Annotated in this window: 13 protein-coding genes; 3 read left to right on the plus strand and 10 right to left on the minus strand. The window is 63.1% G+C overall.

The genetic code is table 11. The features are described from left to right. Positions 1–18: 18 nt before the first annotated feature. A complete protein-coding gene (locus J7E83_RS18275) occupies positions 19–2,514 on the minus strand; it encodes a phosphoketolase (protein ID WP_214965052.1) in 2,496 nt (831 codons plus the stop codon). Between the two features lie 260 nt (positions 2,515–2,774). On the opposite strand from J7E83_RS18275, the gene J7E83_RS18280 reads away from it, so the two are divergent. Further along, complete coding sequence (locus J7E83_RS18280) at positions 2,775–3,374, plus strand: hypothetical protein (protein WP_214965054.1); 600 nt, start codon at positions 2,775–2,777, stop codon at positions 3,372–3,374. A 13-nt stretch (positions 3,375–3,387) separates the two neighbouring features. On the opposite strand, the gene J7E83_RS18285 is transcribed toward J7E83_RS18280, so the two are convergent. The 7 genes from J7E83_RS18285 to J7E83_RS18315 all read right to left on the minus strand — a co-directional run bounded on the left by J7E83_RS18285 (position 3,388) and on the right by J7E83_RS18315 (position 12,010). Further along, complete coding sequence (locus J7E83_RS18285) at positions 3,388–4,248, minus strand: HAD family hydrolase (RefSeq protein WP_214965056.1); 861 nt, start codon at positions 4,246–4,248, stop codon at positions 3,388–3,390. Between the two features lie 142 nt (positions 4,249–4,390). Further along, positions 4,391–5,731: a NosD domain-containing protein gene (locus J7E83_RS18290; RefSeq protein ID WP_214965058.1), complete on the minus strand. Its 1,341-nt coding sequence runs from the start codon at positions 5,729–5,731 to the stop codon at positions 4,391–4,393. A gap of 51 nt (positions 5,732–5,782) precedes the next feature. Next, positions 5,783–7,360 (minus strand): glycoside hydrolase family 32 protein, encoded by a 1,578-nt coding sequence (locus J7E83_RS18295; protein ID WP_214965060.1) that lies wholly within the window; start codon positions 7,358–7,360, stop codon positions 5,783–5,785. Between the two features lie 41 nt (positions 7,361–7,401). Next, a complete protein-coding gene (locus J7E83_RS18300) occupies positions 7,402–8,445 on the minus strand; it encodes a LacI family DNA-binding transcriptional regulator (RefSeq protein WP_214965062.1) in 1,044 nt (347 codons plus the stop codon). 279 nt (positions 8,446–8,724) lie between these two features. After that, complete coding sequence (locus J7E83_RS18305) at positions 8,725–9,645, minus strand: carbohydrate ABC transporter permease (RefSeq protein WP_214965223.1); 921 nt, start codon at positions 9,643–9,645, stop codon at positions 8,725–8,727. 110 nt (positions 9,646–9,755) lie between these two features. Beyond that, a complete protein-coding gene (locus J7E83_RS18310) occupies positions 9,756–10,646 on the minus strand; it encodes a carbohydrate ABC transporter permease (RefSeq protein ID WP_214965064.1) in 891 nt (296 codons plus the stop codon). Positions 10,647–10,729: 83 nt separating this feature from the next. Beyond that, complete coding sequence (locus J7E83_RS18315) at positions 10,730–12,010, minus strand: ABC transporter substrate-binding protein (RefSeq protein ID WP_214965066.1); 1,281 nt, start codon at positions 12,008–12,010, stop codon at positions 10,730–10,732. A 287-nt stretch (positions 12,011–12,297) separates the two neighbouring features. On the opposite strand from J7E83_RS18315, the gene J7E83_RS18320 reads away from it, so the two are divergent. Continuing rightward, positions 12,298–13,656 (plus strand): NosD domain-containing protein, encoded by a 1,359-nt coding sequence (locus tag J7E83_RS18320; RefSeq protein WP_311379770.1) that lies wholly within the window; start codon positions 12,298–12,300, stop codon positions 13,654–13,656. 141 nt (positions 13,657–13,797) lie between these two features. Here J7E83_RS18320 and serS read toward each other — a convergent pair whose 3' ends face one another. Continuing rightward, complete coding sequence (serS, locus tag J7E83_RS18325; protein ID WP_214965068.1) at positions 13,798–15,078, minus strand: serine--tRNA ligase; 1,281 nt, start codon at positions 15,076–15,078, stop codon at positions 13,798–13,800. An 88-nt stretch (positions 15,079–15,166) separates the two neighbouring features. Between serS and J7E83_RS18330 the strand changes: the two genes are divergently transcribed. Then, positions 15,167–16,228 (plus strand): diacylglycerol kinase family protein, encoded by a 1,062-nt coding sequence (locus tag J7E83_RS18330; RefSeq protein ID WP_214965069.1) that lies wholly within the window; start codon positions 15,167–15,169, stop codon positions 16,226–16,228. Between the two features lie 88 nt (positions 16,229–16,316). Here J7E83_RS18330 and J7E83_RS18335 read toward each other — a convergent pair whose 3' ends face one another. Next, entirely contained in the window at positions 16,317–16,529 is a 213-nt protein-coding gene (locus J7E83_RS18335) for a hypothetical protein (RefSeq protein ID WP_214965071.1), read from the minus strand. Positions 16,530–16,584: the final 55 nt, after the last annotated feature.

A 16,584-nucleotide genomic window follows, 5' to 3' on the forward strand; every position in this document is an offset into this window, starting at 1 on the left:
ACGGGACTGAGCGGTTATTCAGGTACCGAGCGACCAGTTCCTGATTTCCTCCGGGTCCTCGCCATGGGTGCGGGTGTGTTCGCGGGCCCGGATTTGCTGGTCCTGAAGGTTTTGGCGGAGCAGAGAGTGCCTTTCCGCCATGCCCGGAACACGGTCAATAGCGTCAATGGCCAGCTGGAAGCGGTCGATCCCGTTGAGCATGGCCATGTCGAACGGCGTGGTGGTGGTCCCCTCCTCCTTATAGCCGCGCACGTGCAGGCCCTCCTGGTTGTAGCGGCGGTAGGCCAGTCGATGGATCAGCGACGGATAGCCGTGGTACGCGAAGATGATCGGCTTGTCCGCCGTGAAGACGCCGTCGAAGTCGCGTGACGTCATGCCGTGCGGGTGCTCGCCCGCGTCCTGGAGCCGCATCAGATCCACTACATTGACCACACGGACTTTCAGCCCGGGAGCACCCTTCTTGAGCAGTTCCGCTGCGGCCACAGTCTCCACGGTGGGCACATCGCCGGCGCAGGCGAGCACCACGTCCGGCTCCTCACCCGGCACCTCCGAACCCGCGAACTCCCAGATCCCCAGCCCGCGCTGGCAGTGGTGCGCGGCGTCTGCGGGACCCAGCCAGGTGGGCGAAGGCTGCTTGCCGCTGACCACGATGTTCACGTAATCCGTCGATGCCAGGCAGTGCTCCATGACGGACAGCAGGGTGTTCGCGTCCGGCGGCAGATACACCCGGATGACCTCGGCCTTTTTGTTCACCGCGTGGTCGATGAAGCCGGGGTCCTGATGGGAGAACCCGTTGTGGTCCTGCTGCCAGACATGCGAGGACAGCAGGTAGTTCAGGGAGGCCACCGGCTGGCGCCAGTGAAGCTTGCGGTGAACCTTGAGCCACTTCGCGTGCTGGTTAAACATCGAGTCAACGATGTGGATGAAGGCCTCGTAGCAGCTGAACACGCCGTGCCGGCCGGTCAGGAGATAACCTTCCAGCCAGCCCTGGCACAGGTGCTCGCTGAGTACCTCAAGGACCCTGCCAGACCGGGCGAGGTGTTCGTCCACGTCGTCGATCCGGTACTGCCACACCTTGTCGGTGACCTCGTAGACGTTCTGGAGCCGGTTGGAAGCTGTTTCGTCGGGCCCGAAGAGGCGGAACGTCTCCATGTTCAGCGAAATGACATCCCGCATCCATGACCCCAGGGTGAGCATCGGGCTGACCCGCACGGTTCCAGGTGCCGCCACTTCCACCGCGTGGTCTTCATAGGCAGGCAGATCGAGGGCCCGGCGCAGCAGGCCCCCGTTGGCGTGCGGAGTTGCGCTCATCCGGAAGTTCCCGGTGGGCGCGGCCTCGGCGATGTCCGGCCGTAGCCGGCCACCGCCGTCGAACAGTTCCTCCGGATGGTACGACTGGAGCCACTCCCCCAGCTGCTTCAGGTGCTCCGCGTTGGTGCGGACCTCGGCCAGCGGGACCTGGTGGCTCCGCCAAGTGCCCTCCACCTGCAGTCCGTCCACAGTGCGCGGTCCCGTCCAGCCCTTGGGCGAGCGCAGCACAATCATGGGCCAGCGCGGTGCGGCGCCGGCCGCGGTGCCCGTTTTCGTGCCCCCGGTTTCCGTGCCCCCGGTTTCCGTTTCCCCGGTTTCCGTGCCCGGAGTGTCCGCAACGCCCCGGCGCGAATTTTGGATGGTGCGGATACCGGCCAGGCAATCTTCCAGCGCCGCCGCAAAATCGCGGTGCGCCTGGGCAATGTTGTCCGGATCCGAGACGGTCACGAAGTATGGCTCGTGGCCGTAACCGCGCAGGAGCTGGTCCAGTTGCTCCTCCGGCATGCGTGCCAGCACGGTGGGGTTGGCGATCTTGTAACCGTTCAGGTGCAGGATGGGCAGCACGGCACCGTCCGCCGCCGGATCGAGGAAATTCTGCGAATGCCAGCTCGCCGCGAGCGGCCCGGTCTCGGCTTCGCCGTCTCCAATCACGACGGCCGTGATCAGCTGGGGGTTGTCGAACACTGAACCGTACGCATGGGCCAGCGAATAGCCCAACTCACCGCCCTCGCTGATGGAGCCCGGGGTCTCCGGCGCGGCGTGGCTGGGAATGCCGCCGGGGTACGAAAACTGGCGGAACAGCTCGGCCATCCCGGCCTCGTCGTTGCCCACATGGCCGTAGATCTCGGAATAGGTCCCCTCCAGCCAGGCGTTGGCCACCACTGCCGGACCGCCGTGACCGGGGCCCGCGACAAACAGCATTTCCTGGGAATCCCTACGAATCAGCCGGTTGAGGTGGGCATAAATGAAGTTCAGTCCGGGCGTGGTTCCCCAGTGCCCCAGGAGGCGGGATTTGGTGTCCTCAGCCCTGAGCGCTCGGCGGAGGAGCGGGTTGGAGCGCAGGTAGATCTGACCCACGGAAAGGTAGTTTGCAGCCCGCCACCAGCGGTCCACCTGTTCCAGTTCATCGCTTCCCGCAAGCCCCGTTGCGGCTCCGCGTGTCGTGACGCCACCGTGTGGGTCCTCGTCCGGGCCGTTGGCCATGGCATTCCTCCCGATACGTCATGCCACCGGTTGGCAGCGTCCTCCCCCATCGCAACAGATACCTGGGCCCGAGACAACCCGTCGGCGGGGAGTTGATCCAGAACGGCCTCCAACAGGCCGGTGTCCCAGGCGCTGGCACCGGCTCCCAACTGCAGGCGCCCACCGTCCTCCACGCCGCGATGTCGCTGGATTGAGCCGCCTGGACCGGGCCGCTGGACTCGCCTTGCCTCTTATCTGCCACCCGGTAGTCTTTGACCACAATGTTCACGTTGACCATCAACCAAACGGATAGCCGGCGCGACGGCGACCGCGTCCCTCAACTGTTGAAGGACCTGCGGCACATTCCGGCGCGCCTTGATTTCGACAGGTCGGTGGAGGATGAGGTGCAGGGCATCGTGGACTGCCCGCATCAGGCGGTGGAGTCTGCCCTGATTGCCCTGCGCTGCGGCTCCTGGTACGTGGGGATCGGCGTAGGCCCAGTCAATGAGCCCCTGCCCAACCAGATCAAGGATGCGTCCGGGCATGGCCTGGTCTACGCCCGGCGGGCTGTGGACCGCCTCCGGAACGGCAAGGACCGGGTGCCTGTGGCTGTGGAAGGCCCACTGGCAGACGTGGCCAGCGAGGCCGAGGCCGTACTTCGGCTGATGGGTCATATCGTTCGGGGAAGAACCGGTGCCGAGTGGCGTGTCCTGGACCTTCTGACTCCGGGCGTCCGCGGCCAGCAAAAGGCGGTGGCCCACGAACTTGGCATTACGACACAGGCCGTCAGCAAGGCGGTGGCCCGGGCGCAGTGGAACGAAGAGCACGCTGCCCGCCCTGCCGCGGCCCGGCTGCTGGCTTTGATCCTCGAGGTGCGCTGAGCGGCGAAGCCGCCTAGAGCAGGCTGCGAAGAACGTGCGCCGCGCCGTCGTCGAACACGGAGTGGGTGACCTCGTCGGCGGCGGCGATGACTTCCTCGGGCGCCTGACCCATGGCGACTCCCCGGCCTGCCCAGGAGAGCATCTCGATATCGTTCCGGCCGTCACCGATAGCCACCGTCCGGTGCGATGCAATCTCCAACCTGCTCCGGAGGTGCTCCAGCGCGCTGGCCTTGGTCACCCCGGCCGCGGCGATGTCCAGCCACGCGGTCCAGCCCACTGAGTAGGTGACTCCGGCAAGGCCGACGCTCTTAATGGCCTGCTGGAATTCATCCGGGGTGTTCTCCGTGCTGAACACCACTACCCTCACGGCAGTGGCTTCCAGCATGGTGTGGAACTCCACGCCGATGGCCTCCACCCCGAAGCTGGCGTCCTGGAAGCGCTCAGTGGAGAGGAAGTTACCCTCCTCGTCCTCCAGCGCGTACTTTGCGGACGGGAGTTGTTCGCGGAGGGCACGAAGCGCAGGGGCGGGGTCGAAAGTTGCACTGCGGATGACTTCATAGCCGTCGGCTAGTTCCGGGTCCAGCCGCAGCGTCACGCCGCCGTTGCAGCAGACGGCGTAGCCGCGCTCGATGCCGATCTGCTCAATGATGGGCAGGGTCGCGTTTCTGGAGCGGCCCGTCGCGATCATGACCTCGTGGCCGGCCGCGACAACGGCCTGGGCAGCTTCCCGTACGCCCGGGGACATATGGCCGTCATGGTCCACCAGCGTGCCGTCAACGTCAAGGGCGATCATGAGCTTCGTGCTGGTGTTTGTCTTTTCGTTCTCTCGCCGGTCATCGTTGCCAGCGACTGAGGTTTCAGTCAAGGTAGTCATTCATCTAGTAGAGCAGATCCCCCGCAGAACCGGCTAGGACGCAGGCCACAGCACCGATGAACGCCGGGTTAATATTCACAGGTTATCCCCGGTGTGAGTGTTAACCCTGCGGTCCATGATTCCTAGGCTTGTTCGCGATTGCCTAGAAACCGATCGTGGGTGTAGGCCTCACGGCGTTAACAGCCCTATCTGCGATAACTTGGGCGTCACTTCCGGAATCAAGGATCGTATTCCGAGCTGATTCTGAATCGACCATGACGGCCGTAACGGCGAGGCCCTCCGAAGCCTCGGTGGTCAGCAGAGCGTCCACTTGAGCCGCGAAGCAGGAGTCACTTGACGTAGACTGAACGTCCATCGCCACCACGTGATTGTTGGAGACGAAATTGCCGGCCCCCGCCATCAGCCGGATGATGACAGGCGTCGCACCTGTCGGCCGGATGCTCTGTGAGTCGATGATCTGGGAGAAGTGGTTGCCGATGACAGAGTTGTTGTTGCCGCTGACACAGAGAAGTCCGTTGAGGTCGTTCAGTCCGTTGTCGACTCCCAGGAAGGGCGTCCAGGGCTCATGGTCACGCAGGAAGTGATTCGTCGCCACAAGGTTTTCCGAGCTGTTCGCTGCGAGAATCACCATCCCAGGGTAGAACGAATGCAAACGGTTGTTGGTGACGCTTGAACGCGTGACGCCGTCGAGATGGACGCTGCTCGCACCACGGGGGAAAACGTTGTTCGCGGTTATCAGGAGCCCTCCATGGTTCTGGGCATAGATCGAGTGGCCCTTGAAGCCTGCTCCGACCAAATTGTCGGTGATCTTTGATGCCTGTCCCCACCCGCGCAGCTCGATGCAGCTTCCACATTCAGCGATGAAGTTGTCGTGAACGGAGAGGGCGTCCGCGTTGTAGATGGTGAGAGCGTTCTCAAGGTAAACGAACCCCATGCCGTTAACGCGGAATGAGTCATTGGCGTTTGCGACATAGATACCGGTCTTGCCGTTGACATAGGTGTTCTGCGGATGCATCCCCGAGCCATCCGGATTGAAGTGCAACCCGTCGATGCAGAAGTTGGAGAACTCGACCGAGCTGATCCGCGGGCTCCCGCTTCGCTCAACGTAGAAGGCGGCTCCTTTGGATTCCTCCGCGTCTCCTCCGACGGGAATGTCGACGAGAATGCGACTCCCCCCTGGCCACAGCTCATGCAAGTCGGGCCATTCGTCTTCGGGAACGTTGAAGCGGATGCTCGACGACGTAAAGCCGTGTCCCGAGCCAAGGATCGTGAGGAAACTGACGTCGATCAGCACCTGCGTACGAAGGCGGTAGTCCCCAGGCGGAATGTAAATCACAGCGCCCGGCTTTCCTCCATTGTTCGCATCCGTGACGGTCTGCCGGTCCTTGATGTCAGCGATGATGCTGTTGATTACTTCACCGACGTCCTCAGCCGGATTGCCGACGGGCCACGTAGTCACGTCGTAGTAGTTGTTGCTTGCCATGCGTTCTTTCCTTTGTGTTGTGATTTCTCCGCCGTTGCCTTCAACCTGCGGCTAGGTGAGTGTTGAGACCGCGAGCTTCAGTATCGTTGCTGGGCCTCCCTCAGCCGATAGCCAGTTCTCCGTGTTTTCGGGTTCGGGGAAGATGAGATCAGTCAGGACGACCTTGCCGCCCTGGATAAATACTTCGACCGAGCAGTGGTCCACGACGATGAGCAATTTGAGCACACCGTTTTCAAGGTCAACTGGCGCTGACTCGACCGACGCGAATTTCCCGTGGAAGCAGGTGTTTCCTGATTGTCTGCGGTCAAGGATGAGTTGGGCGCTGGTTGTGTTGTAGCTGAGAATGGTGCCCTTGCTCCCGTCACTGCTTCCGAAGAGTCGGAAATCAAAACGGTCGGCGCTTCCGGGCAGTATCTCCGCCTCGATGATTTGGGCGCTGCCGGGTACCGCGTCCGGCAATCGGAGGGCTGCATTTCGCAGCTCAAAGGTGTCTGCGTTCATTTGGTCCTTGGCAGCCGGCAGCTCTTCTCCTGCTGCCAGCTCGGCCAGGACCGGTTGCTGGACCAGACGGGCGGAGCCGTTGACCGCTGTGAGTCGCACTTCGCGGGCGAGGGTCATCGAGGACCGCCATGGGGCGGTGGGCAGCTCGTTGGCGTAGTCCCAGTTGTTCATCCAGCCAATGATGATGCGCCGGCCATCCGGGACGTTGCTAAAGGACACGGAGGCGTAGCAGTCGCGTCCCCAATCCAGCCACAGGCAGCTCCGCAGCGCCTGTGCGAGCGAGCCTTCACCCGCGGTGCCGCCAGACATGTCCACCAGGGAGGACGGGTCGGGCGTGAAGGTGGTGCCGTCGAAGTCACCGACGAAATATTGGCTGCCGGATCCGCCCGCTATGGCCCCGGGGTTGATGCTCACGATCAGCACCCACTTGATGTTTGCCGGGTCGCCGTCCACGGCAAGGGGGAACAGGTCCGGGCACTCCCACTCGAGGGCGTCGGCGTTGGCGGGACCGAAGTCGCTGAGGAGCTCCCAGGATTTGAGGTCGAACGAGCGGTAGAAGAGAACCTGCCGGTCTTGGGCCCCGACGACGGCCATCACCCACCAGTCGCCAGCAGGCCCTTCGTAGCGGAATACCTTGGGGTCCCGGAAATGTGCGGTGCCGCGGGTGAGCACGGGGTTGCCCTCATACTTGCGCCAGGACTTGCCGCTGTCGGTGCTGTAGGCAAGCGACTGGGCCTGTGTCCCGCTGTGTTCTGACCCCGGCTTGAACGCGCTGGTGTAGATCGCAACAAGGGCAGGATCGTTTTCGGTGCCGAACCCGGAAGTGTTGCCGTGGTCCACCACGATGCTGCCGGAGAAGATATCCTCCACTTCGTCGCACGGGATGGCGACGGGAAGTTCGGTCCAGTGCAGCAGGTCCGTAGAGGTTGCGTGCCCCCAGGACATGTTGCCCCAGACGTTGCCGAAGGGGTTGTTTTGATAGAAGAGGTGGTACAGGCCGTCGTGGTAGACCAGGCCGTTGGGGTCGTTCAGCCAGGTATCCCTTGCCGTGAAGTGGATGGCTGGCCGCAATCCGGGGGTTCCGGCTGCACCGGCTTCGGGGCGTGCATCATCAAGGCGACTGGACATGGTTGGCGGTCCTCGTGTGTGTTTGAAGGGCTGGCTGCTGCCTAAGCCTGGGGAGCCGTAACGGACGCACGGGACACCAGGGGGCAGTTCAGGATGGTAGGACGTGATGCAAGGAGGGCCAGGTCGGTCCTGCCCTCGATCGCATCGATCAGATGCTCGGCGGCCCAGGCCCCCATCTCGTAATGGGGCAGGGCCACGGTGGTCAGTCCGGGGTGGAGGTTGGCGGCGATCAGCTCCTGATCGTCGAAGCCCACGACGGAGAGGTCTTCCGGGATCCGGATCCCCAGTTCGGCGGCTGCCCGGTAGGCGCCCATCGCCATGCGGTCGTTGTAGCAGAAGAGCCCGGTGGGACGGTCCGGTCCGCGCAGCATCCGGAGGGCAGAAACATAGCCACCTTCCACTTCGGACAGCTCCGCCTCGACAGGAGCGGCACGGCCGTCGAGCCCGGCGTCGTGCATTGCCGCACGGAAGCCGCGCAGACGATCCCTGGTGGCCGGGACGTCGTCGGTGTTGTTCAGGAATCCGATGCGGGTGTGGCCGGAGTCGAGGAGGCTGCGCGTGGCAACCCGGGCGCCGCCCTCTTCATCCGGAATGACCGAGGTGACGGCGCCATTGAGGCTCTCAGAGTCCACGAGAACGGCAGGGACGGAGCTCAGGTTGGCTGGGAGGGTGACCTGGCGGTGATACATGGTCGCGTACAGGATGCCGTCCACACGCCGCTCCAGAAGCGCCTCGACGTCGGCATCCCTGGATTCCTCACTCGCAGCACCTGAGGTGTTGATGATCATCAGGTTGTAGCCCCGTGCCCGGGCTGCGTCGTCTGCGCCGAGGATGATCCTTCCCGCGTGGGGTGTGGTGGCGATATCTTCGCTGACCAAACCCAGCATGCCGGTCCTCTGGGTGCGAAGGGCCTGGGCAAGGCGGTTGGGGCCATAGCCTAGTTGCTCCGAAACGGTCCTGACTTTGTCCCTGGTTTCGGGGCTGATTCGGGCGTAGGAAACCTCGTTGAGGACGTGGGAGACAGTTGTCACGGAGACGCCGGCGGCGGCGGCCACGTCCTTGATACCAATGTTCTTGTTGCTCATGTGTCTCCCACGTCCTTATGGTTGGTGATGCTCTTGAGGGGCGGGGTTTACTCGTCCCAGAGGTCGTGTTCGGGCCAGCGGCGAGGAAGCCGTTCCCGGACCGCGCGCGGCTCTTCGTGGTGCGAGTGCTTGCCGGTCTGGTACCAGTAGGCTATCGAGGAATAGCCGCCGCCCTTGTGCCAAGCCGTTGAGCGGGCTATGTGGCTGCCGAAATTCCATGTTTTCCTGCGTACCTTTCGAATTTCCCGTGCGGGTTGTTGTTCGTTTCGTTGTAGGTGTCTAGCCCTTGACGGCGCCGAGCGTCATGCCTGCGACGATCTTGCGCTGCAACAGGAGCGTGAGAATGATGACGGGGATCGAGTAGACAGCCGCGAGGGCGGTCATGGATCCCCAGTCCAGCCCGAACTGGGTCTGGAAGTTTGCGATCACCACTGGGGTGGTCTGTGACCGGACGGCGGTCATGAGCAGCGCAAACAGGAATTCGTTCCAGGACGCCAGGAACGCGAAGATCGCGGTGACTGCGATGCCTCCGGAGACCACAGGGATCACGACGCGCCACAGGGCTCCGAGTCTGCTGCAGCCATCGACTGTTGCTGCCTCTTCCAGGTCCTGGGGTACGGCTTCGAAGAAGCTGGACATGAGCCAGATGGACAATGGCAGCGAGATGGTGGTGTGGGCGATGGACAGGGCGATCGGGGTATCAGACAGACCGACCGAGGCCATCATGGATGCCAGCGGGATGCCGATGGCCACGGGCGGCACCATGCGGGTGACCAGCGCGGCCATGATGAACACCCTGCCGCTTCGGGTCTTGTAGCGTGTGATGCCGTAGGCTGCGGGCACGGCCAGGATCAGCGAGAGTGCGGTGCTGATCACGGCCGTCTGGGTGCTGTTGATGAATGATGCCAGCACTCCGCTGCGGCCCAGCGCGTTGACGTAGTTCAGCAGCGTCCATTCCCTGGGCAGGACGGTGGGCGGGACGGCGATCGTGTCGATGGGCGTCTTGAAGGACGTGAGCAGCAAGTACAGGAACGGGAAGCCGTAGAGGATCAGCGACGCCGCGAGCAGGATCCACAAGATGGTCCTCGTGCTGCGCTTGCCAGCCTCAAGTCCTTCACGATTCACGCCGCGGCGCTTGCGTCCGCCTGCCGGCGACGGCACCTTGATGGTCTGCTGGGCCTGGGCTGTTTGGCTTGCCATGGTGCTCTCCGTTGCGTCCGGCGCCGTGCGGTACGCCTCGCCTGCGTGGCGCGGCCGGGAGGGGACGACGGCGGCCGTCCTGCCGCCGTCGTCGTGGGCTTCTGCAGTGCTCATCGGGTGTCCTTTCCTGGCCGCCAGATGGTGCTCACGGCAACGAAGGCGATGGCCAGCATGGCCAGCAGGTAGATGGTCCCCATGGCGCTTGCAAGGCCGGGATCACCGAAGCGGATCATGGTCCGGTAGACGAGCAGGCTCATGGTTTCGGAGGCGGACTGCGGCCCGCCGTTGGTCTGGATCAGGATAGTGTCGAAGGCCCTCGCGGCGTCGATTCCCCGGACCACCAGTGCGACGGCGATGACCGGCCGCAGCAACGGGAGGATGATGCGGAACAACAGCGACCCTGCGCGGGCGCCGTCGAGCCTGGCCGCCTCGATGAGGTCTCCGGGGATGTTCTGCAGGCCTGCAAAGAGCACCAGGCACATGAACGACGTCGTCAGCCAGATGTCCGGGATGGCGACGGAGAACAGGACGATGTCCGGGTTCGACAGCCAGCCGATCTGGTTGGGATCCTGAAGGATGCCCGCCTGATTCAGCAGCGTGCCGAGCAGGCCGAAGTTGTCGATCATCAGGAACTTCCACAGCAGCCCGGCCACGATCGGGGCGATCATCAGCGGGTACAGGAACATGGTCCGCCAGATTTCCGAAGCCTTTCCAAGCGTGGTGAACAGCAGGGCCATGCCGAGGCCCAAGGCGAACTCGAGGGTCACCACCATCAGGGTGTAGCCGAGGGTCCGCCAGCCGGCCCCGATGAAGGCCTCGGAGGTGAAGGCGCGGACGTAGTTGTCCAGCCCCACAAAGTCCCGGGGACCTCCGACGATCGGGGAGATCTTGAAGAAGCTGTCCGTGACTAGACGGAGCAGCGGGTAGGCAACAAAGACTGCGAGGAACAGTGCCGCCGGAGTCATCAGGTAGAGGGCGAAGCGGCGATCAGGGATGCGCACGGGATTCTCTTCCGTTGGTTGGGGCCGCGGCCGGCACTGCCTTTGCTGGTAGTGCCAGGTGGGCTGGTGCCGGCCGCGGAGTCTTACTTGATGAGGGCCTGGATCTTGGTCTTGGCGTCAGCGAGCAAACTCGCGCTGTCTCCGCCAGCGACGGCCTTCTGGAGCATGGGTACGAGCACGGTGTCGACAATCTGCTGCCACTTTGCCGTTGCCGGGCGGGTTGCCGTCCCGGGAGCATTGAGTGTTTCGATCAGCGGTTTGAAGCTTTCGTAGCCGGGCTGGTCCTGGTACTTCTGGAACGCAGAGATTCGTGCTGCCAGGCCAAGGTCTGACTGGATAGCCAGGTCATTGTGGTCGAATGCGCACCTGACGAACTTCTTGGCAGCGTCCGCGTTCTTGGTGGCCTTGGGTACTGAAAGGTACCAAGGGCCGGGAACACCGGCCACACCAGCGGACCCGCCGATCATCGGGGCCGTTCCGACCTTGCCGTACACCGGGGAGTCCTTGGGGATCTGCCGGTATGCATGGGCCCAGAACTGGGTCATGGCTGTCTTCCCCTGGTTGAACAGGTTCTGCGCGGCGGCCCAGTCCACTTGTGCCGCGCCGGCCGGAGCGTCCTTGACGAGACTGGTGTAGAAGTCCAGCGCCTGCTTGTGGGCTGCATTGTCAATGACTACGTTGTTGTTGCTGTCCAGGACCATCGGAGACCCGGCCTGCAGCACGTGGGTGAGGTATTCAGTTTCGACGCCGCCCTTGACGTCTGTTCCGAACATGCCGTCCTTGGTGAAGAACGCCGAGATGTCCTGGTACTGCTGCCAGGTCTTGGGTGCGGCGAGCTCGTAGCCGTACTTGGCCTTGAAGTCGGCCTTGTTCTTGGCATCCTCAAAAAGGTCCTTGCGGTAAAGGACGATCTCGGCGTTGGTCCAGGCCGGCATTCCGATGAAGTGGCCGTCAACATTGGCTTCCTTGACCAGCGCAGGGAAGATGTCCTTCTTTGCCTCGTCGGTGAAGAGCTCGTCGATGGGCTGCAGGGCGTCCTTGAAGCTGGGCAGCCAGACGGAGTCGAGGGCGGCAACATCGAAGGAGACGGTGCCGGAGGAGAATTCACTGGAGAGACGGTTGAAGAGGCCGTCGTAAGGGAGCTCAACGAAGTTGACGTTGACCCCGGTGTCCTTCTTGCACTGGTCGGCGATGGGCTGCAGTTCTGCGTGGCCGCCGGCCTCAACCAGGACGTTGATGGAGCTGGAGCCGGCACCGTCGGTGGACGTGGGGCCCCCCGCACCACAGCCCGTTGCAACCAGCGCGACGGCGGTGCACAGGCCACCGATGGTGGCGAGCTTGGAGATTCTGTTTCGAGAGGACATCGCTGTCGACTCCGTTTCTCGTTGAATGGAAGGGCAATGGGAAGTAAATGACAAATCGTTTTGCCAAAACGACTTGGCAACATACTAGAACTTGTGAGCGACGTGTGTCAACCGTCACTTTGGCCGTGCGTTTGACAAAACAGGGCGACGGCATTTTGGCGTTGACAGGGCGGCGAGCGCACTCATAGGCTTCTTCCCAACCTAATGATAAATCGTTTTGGCGTCTGACTTTGGCATTGGGCGAAAAGATCCAAGGAAGCAATCTTTGACCGCATGGAGGAGAACCAGTGGAACGACTAAGTGAAAAGAATCTGAGTACGGCGAATCCGAGCCGCCGCCGCCTGATCGGAGCCGGTGCCGCCGGCACCCTGGCCGCGGCCCTGACTCTTGGAGCCACACAAAACGCGAACGCCGACGACGGGGGCAAAGGGGCAGTGTTTGCTTCACCCAACGCCTACGATGTGACCGCCTGGAAGATCAAGGGGCACCCGGAAATCACGGCCGAGTCCGATATTGGCGCCATCATCAACGACATCATCGCCGATATCAAGCATCGCCAGACCAGCCCGGATGCGAAACCCGGCGCAGTCATCTTCGTTCCACCGGGCGACTACGACCTGCACACCCAGGTAGTCATCGACATCAGCTATCTGACAATCGCGGGCTTCGGCCACGGCTTCTTCTCCCGCAGCATCGCCGGCAACGTGGACACCACGGGGTGGCTTGAACTCCAACCCGGGGGGAGCCACATCCGGGTCCTCACTCCCGGGGCCACACCCCAGGCATTCCTCGTGCGCCGAACCGGCAGCCCCCGCCTGTCCGGAATCGTATTCCGCGACTTCTGCCTTGACGGAATGGATTTCACACCCGACGAGAACAGTTACCACAACGGCCGGACCGGAATCGAAGTGGCCTCGGACAACGACTCACTGCACATCACGGGGATGGGATTCGTCTACCTCGAGCACGCACTGATCGTCCGAGGCGCCGACGCGCTGCGTGTACATGACAACATGATCGCCGAATGCGGAAACTGCGTCGAACTTACGGGGGCGGGCCAGGCGACGATCGTCAGCGACAACCTTATGGGCGCCGGCCCGGACGGTGTCACTCTCCTTGCGGAGAACCATGAAGGGCTCTTGGTCACCGGAAATAACTTCTTTCCGCGAGGCCGGAGCCTTATTGAGTTCACCGGGTGCAACAGGTGTTCGGTGACGTCCAACCGGCTCCAGGGCTTCTATCCCGGAATGATGCGCCTTCTCAGTGGCTGTAAAGAAAACCTGGTGACGGCCAACCATTTCAGGAGGGGAACGGAAGGGTTTCCGCCGTTCCTGAGCAAGAACAATGGCCTGGACGACCTGTACGGCGTTCTGCACGTGAGTGGAGACAACAACTTCATCTCGAACAACATCTTCGCCTACGACGTTGCTCCCAATAAGGTCATTCCCCAGAACGCCCGGCCCACCATCATCCTCATCGCCGGCGGCGACAGTAACATCGTGGGCCTCAACCATGTAGTCGCCAATGTTCCTGCCCAGCACGTAGTCCTCGACGGGTCAACCAGCCACTCAAAGGTCTTGGACAGCGGTGCGGCCTCTGCCATCACCTCCTACAGCTCGGACACAGCGATCCGGCCGACTCCCTGACAAGCCGCAGGAGCGGAGGTCACCTTCACCTTCGCTCCTGGGCACTCAGGGCCATCGGCAGGCGCGCGAGAAGGTCGGCTGGGAGGCACCGGCGCCCTCGCCGCCAATCCTAGGCGGGGCCTTGGACTGGCTGGGCCAAAATTAGAGCACCGGGAGGACTTCCAGGCCGCCCAGATACTTCTGCAGCTTGGCGGGGACGTTGACTGAACCGTCAGCGTTCTGGTGGTGCTCCAGGATGGCCACGATCCAGCGGGTGGTGGCGAGCGTGCCGTTCAGGGTGGCCACGGCACGGGTTCCCTTGGACACGCCCTCCTCATTGACCACACGCTCACGGATGTTCAGGCGCCGGGCCTGGAACGTGGTGCAGTTGGATGTGGAGGTGAGTTCGCGGTAGGCACCCTGGGTGGGAACCCAGGCCTCGCAGTCGAACTTACGGGCTGCAGACATCCCAAGATCGCCTGCTGCGGTATCGATCACCCGGTACGGGATCTCGCACTTGGCCAGCATCTCCTCTTCCCAGGCCAGCAGGCGCTGGTGCTCCGCGGCGGCCTCTTCAACAGTGGTGTAGATGAACATTTCCACCTTGTTGAACTGGTGCACGCGGATGATGCCGCGGGTGTCCTTGCCGTGCGAACCGGCCTCCCGGCGGTAGCAGGAGCTCTGGCCGGCGAAACGGATAGGGCCCGCGGACAGGTCCAGAATCTCATCGGCGTGGTAACCCGCCAGTGCCACTTCCGAGGTGCCCACCAGGTAAAGGTCGTCCTCGGCGAGGCGGTAGATCTCGGCGTCGTGTTTTACGTCAAAACCTGTGCCCTGCATGGTTTCGGGGCGCACCAAAGTGGGGGTGATCATGGGGATAAAGCCGGCCTCGATGGCCTGGTCCATGGCCATCTGCAGCAGTGCCATCTCCAGCCTTGCCCCCACACCGCGCAGGAAGTAAAAGCGGGAGCCGGACACCTTCGCGCCGCGCTCCATGTCGATGGCGCCGATCAGCTCGCCGATCTCCAGGTGGTCCCTCGGCTCAAAATCGGGGAACTCGCGGGGCGTACCCACGGTCTTGACCACAACGTAGTCGTCCTCGCCGCCCGCGGGGACACCATCCTCAATGAGGTTGGGAATGACGCGCAGCAGTTCGTCCTGCTTGGCCTGGGCAGCATCAGCCTCCGTCGATGCGGCCTTTACCGTGTTGGCCAGTTCCTTAACCTCGGCCAGGAGGGCCTTCTTCTCGTCGCCCTTAGCCTGTGCCACCTTCTTGCCGAAGACATTCTGCTCGGCCCGGAGGTTCTCGTACCGGATCAGGGCGGCGCGGCGGGCAGAGTCTGCGGAGATGATCGCGTCCACCACTGATTCGTCCGCGCCGCGGGCGCGTTGGCTGGCTCGGAACTTGTCCGGGTTTTCGCTGAGGTCTTTTACGTCGATCACCAGATAAGAGTATCCAATCCGGCGGGGGCGGGGCGGCCAGCAGGAGGCGGGAACGAGGAGGCCCTCGCCGGGATACTGTTGAAGCACCATGAGCGACTGGCTGCTTTACCTCCTGAGTGCCTCGGCACTGGCTTTCGCCGTTTCCAGCTGGTGGGGCGTGCGCAAGCTCAAGGCGCTGCATGTCAGGAGCGCAGTCGGTGGGGATGCCCACGACACTGGCCTCGGCCTGCAGCGGGTGGCAGTGGTCCTGAACCCCATCAAGGCACGCTCCGCCGAGGCCAAAGCAGCCATCCAACGCGCCTGCCTCACGGCGGGCTGGGAGGCCCCTCTCTTTTTCGAGACGACGGCGGAGGACCCTGGATTCTCTCAGGTCCGCTCGGCGCTGGACTGCAAGCCCGACGTCGTCCTGGTGGGCGGCGGTGACGGTACAGTGCGTGTGGTTGCCGAGTCCCTCGCGCATACGGGTGTCGCCATGGGCCTCATCCCGCTGGGGACGGGGAACCTGTTGGCCCGCAATGTGGACCTGGACGTCTACGACCTCCACTCGAACGTCCAGACCGCACTGTTCGGCCAGCAGCGATATATCGACACCGGCAGGATGGGCATCGAAAACTCACGCACCGGCCACTCCTCCGAACACGCCTTCCTGGTGATCGCGGGAATAGGCATGGACGCCGAGGTGCTGGCGGACACGAATGACGGCCTCAAGAAAGCCGTGGGTTGGCTGGCCTACACCGAGGCCGGAATGCGGCACATGCCTGGCCGGCGCAAGAAAGTGTCCATTTCCCTGGATGGCGGCGCGGAGCAGGTGCGGAACATCCGCAGCGTGCTTTTTGCCAACTGCGGGCTCGTCCCGGGAGGCATAGATTTCATTCCCCAGGCAATGATCGACGACGGGATGCTGGACGTGGTGGTGATGAGCCCCCGCAGCGCCATTGGCTGGCTGGCCATGTACGCCAAGGTCATTTTCAAGCACAAGGGGAACTTGCCGATCATGACCATGTACCACTCGGGGAAGATTGTCATCAAGTGTCCGGAGCCGATGCCGACACAGCTCGACGGGGACACCTCCGGAGAGGCCACCAGACTGAGTGTCCGGGTGGAACCGCGCTCACTCCTGATCCGGGTCAGGGCTCAGCGGCCGATGTGACTGTTCAGTAGATCTGGTCAGTTCAGTGGATCTGGCAGGGGATGGGGTCAGGTATGGGGCCAGCGCATCTGGGGACCGGCAGGACCATTCAGGCGGTGGCCTTCTTGGCTGCTTCGGCTTCGGCTGCGGCTTTAGCGGCTGCCCGGGCCTCGGACTGCTCGCGGATCATGGCCTGCTCTTCTTCGAAGCGCAGGCGGTCAGCGCGGTCCGCTTCGTCGCCGTCCCAGTCCTGGTTGTCGGCAGTCGGCTTGGGATTGACGATCATCCCCTGGCCGTCATTATCACTGCTGCTGGTAGTCATGACCCGCTCCCTTCGTTAGGGGCCATCCCCCAATGTGGATCAAGCAAGCATACGC

The sequence above is a fragment of the Arthrobacter sp. ISL-48 genome, assembly GCF_018613805.1.
Lineage (GTDB): Bacteria > Actinomycetota > Actinomycetes > Actinomycetales > Micrococcaceae > Arthrobacter.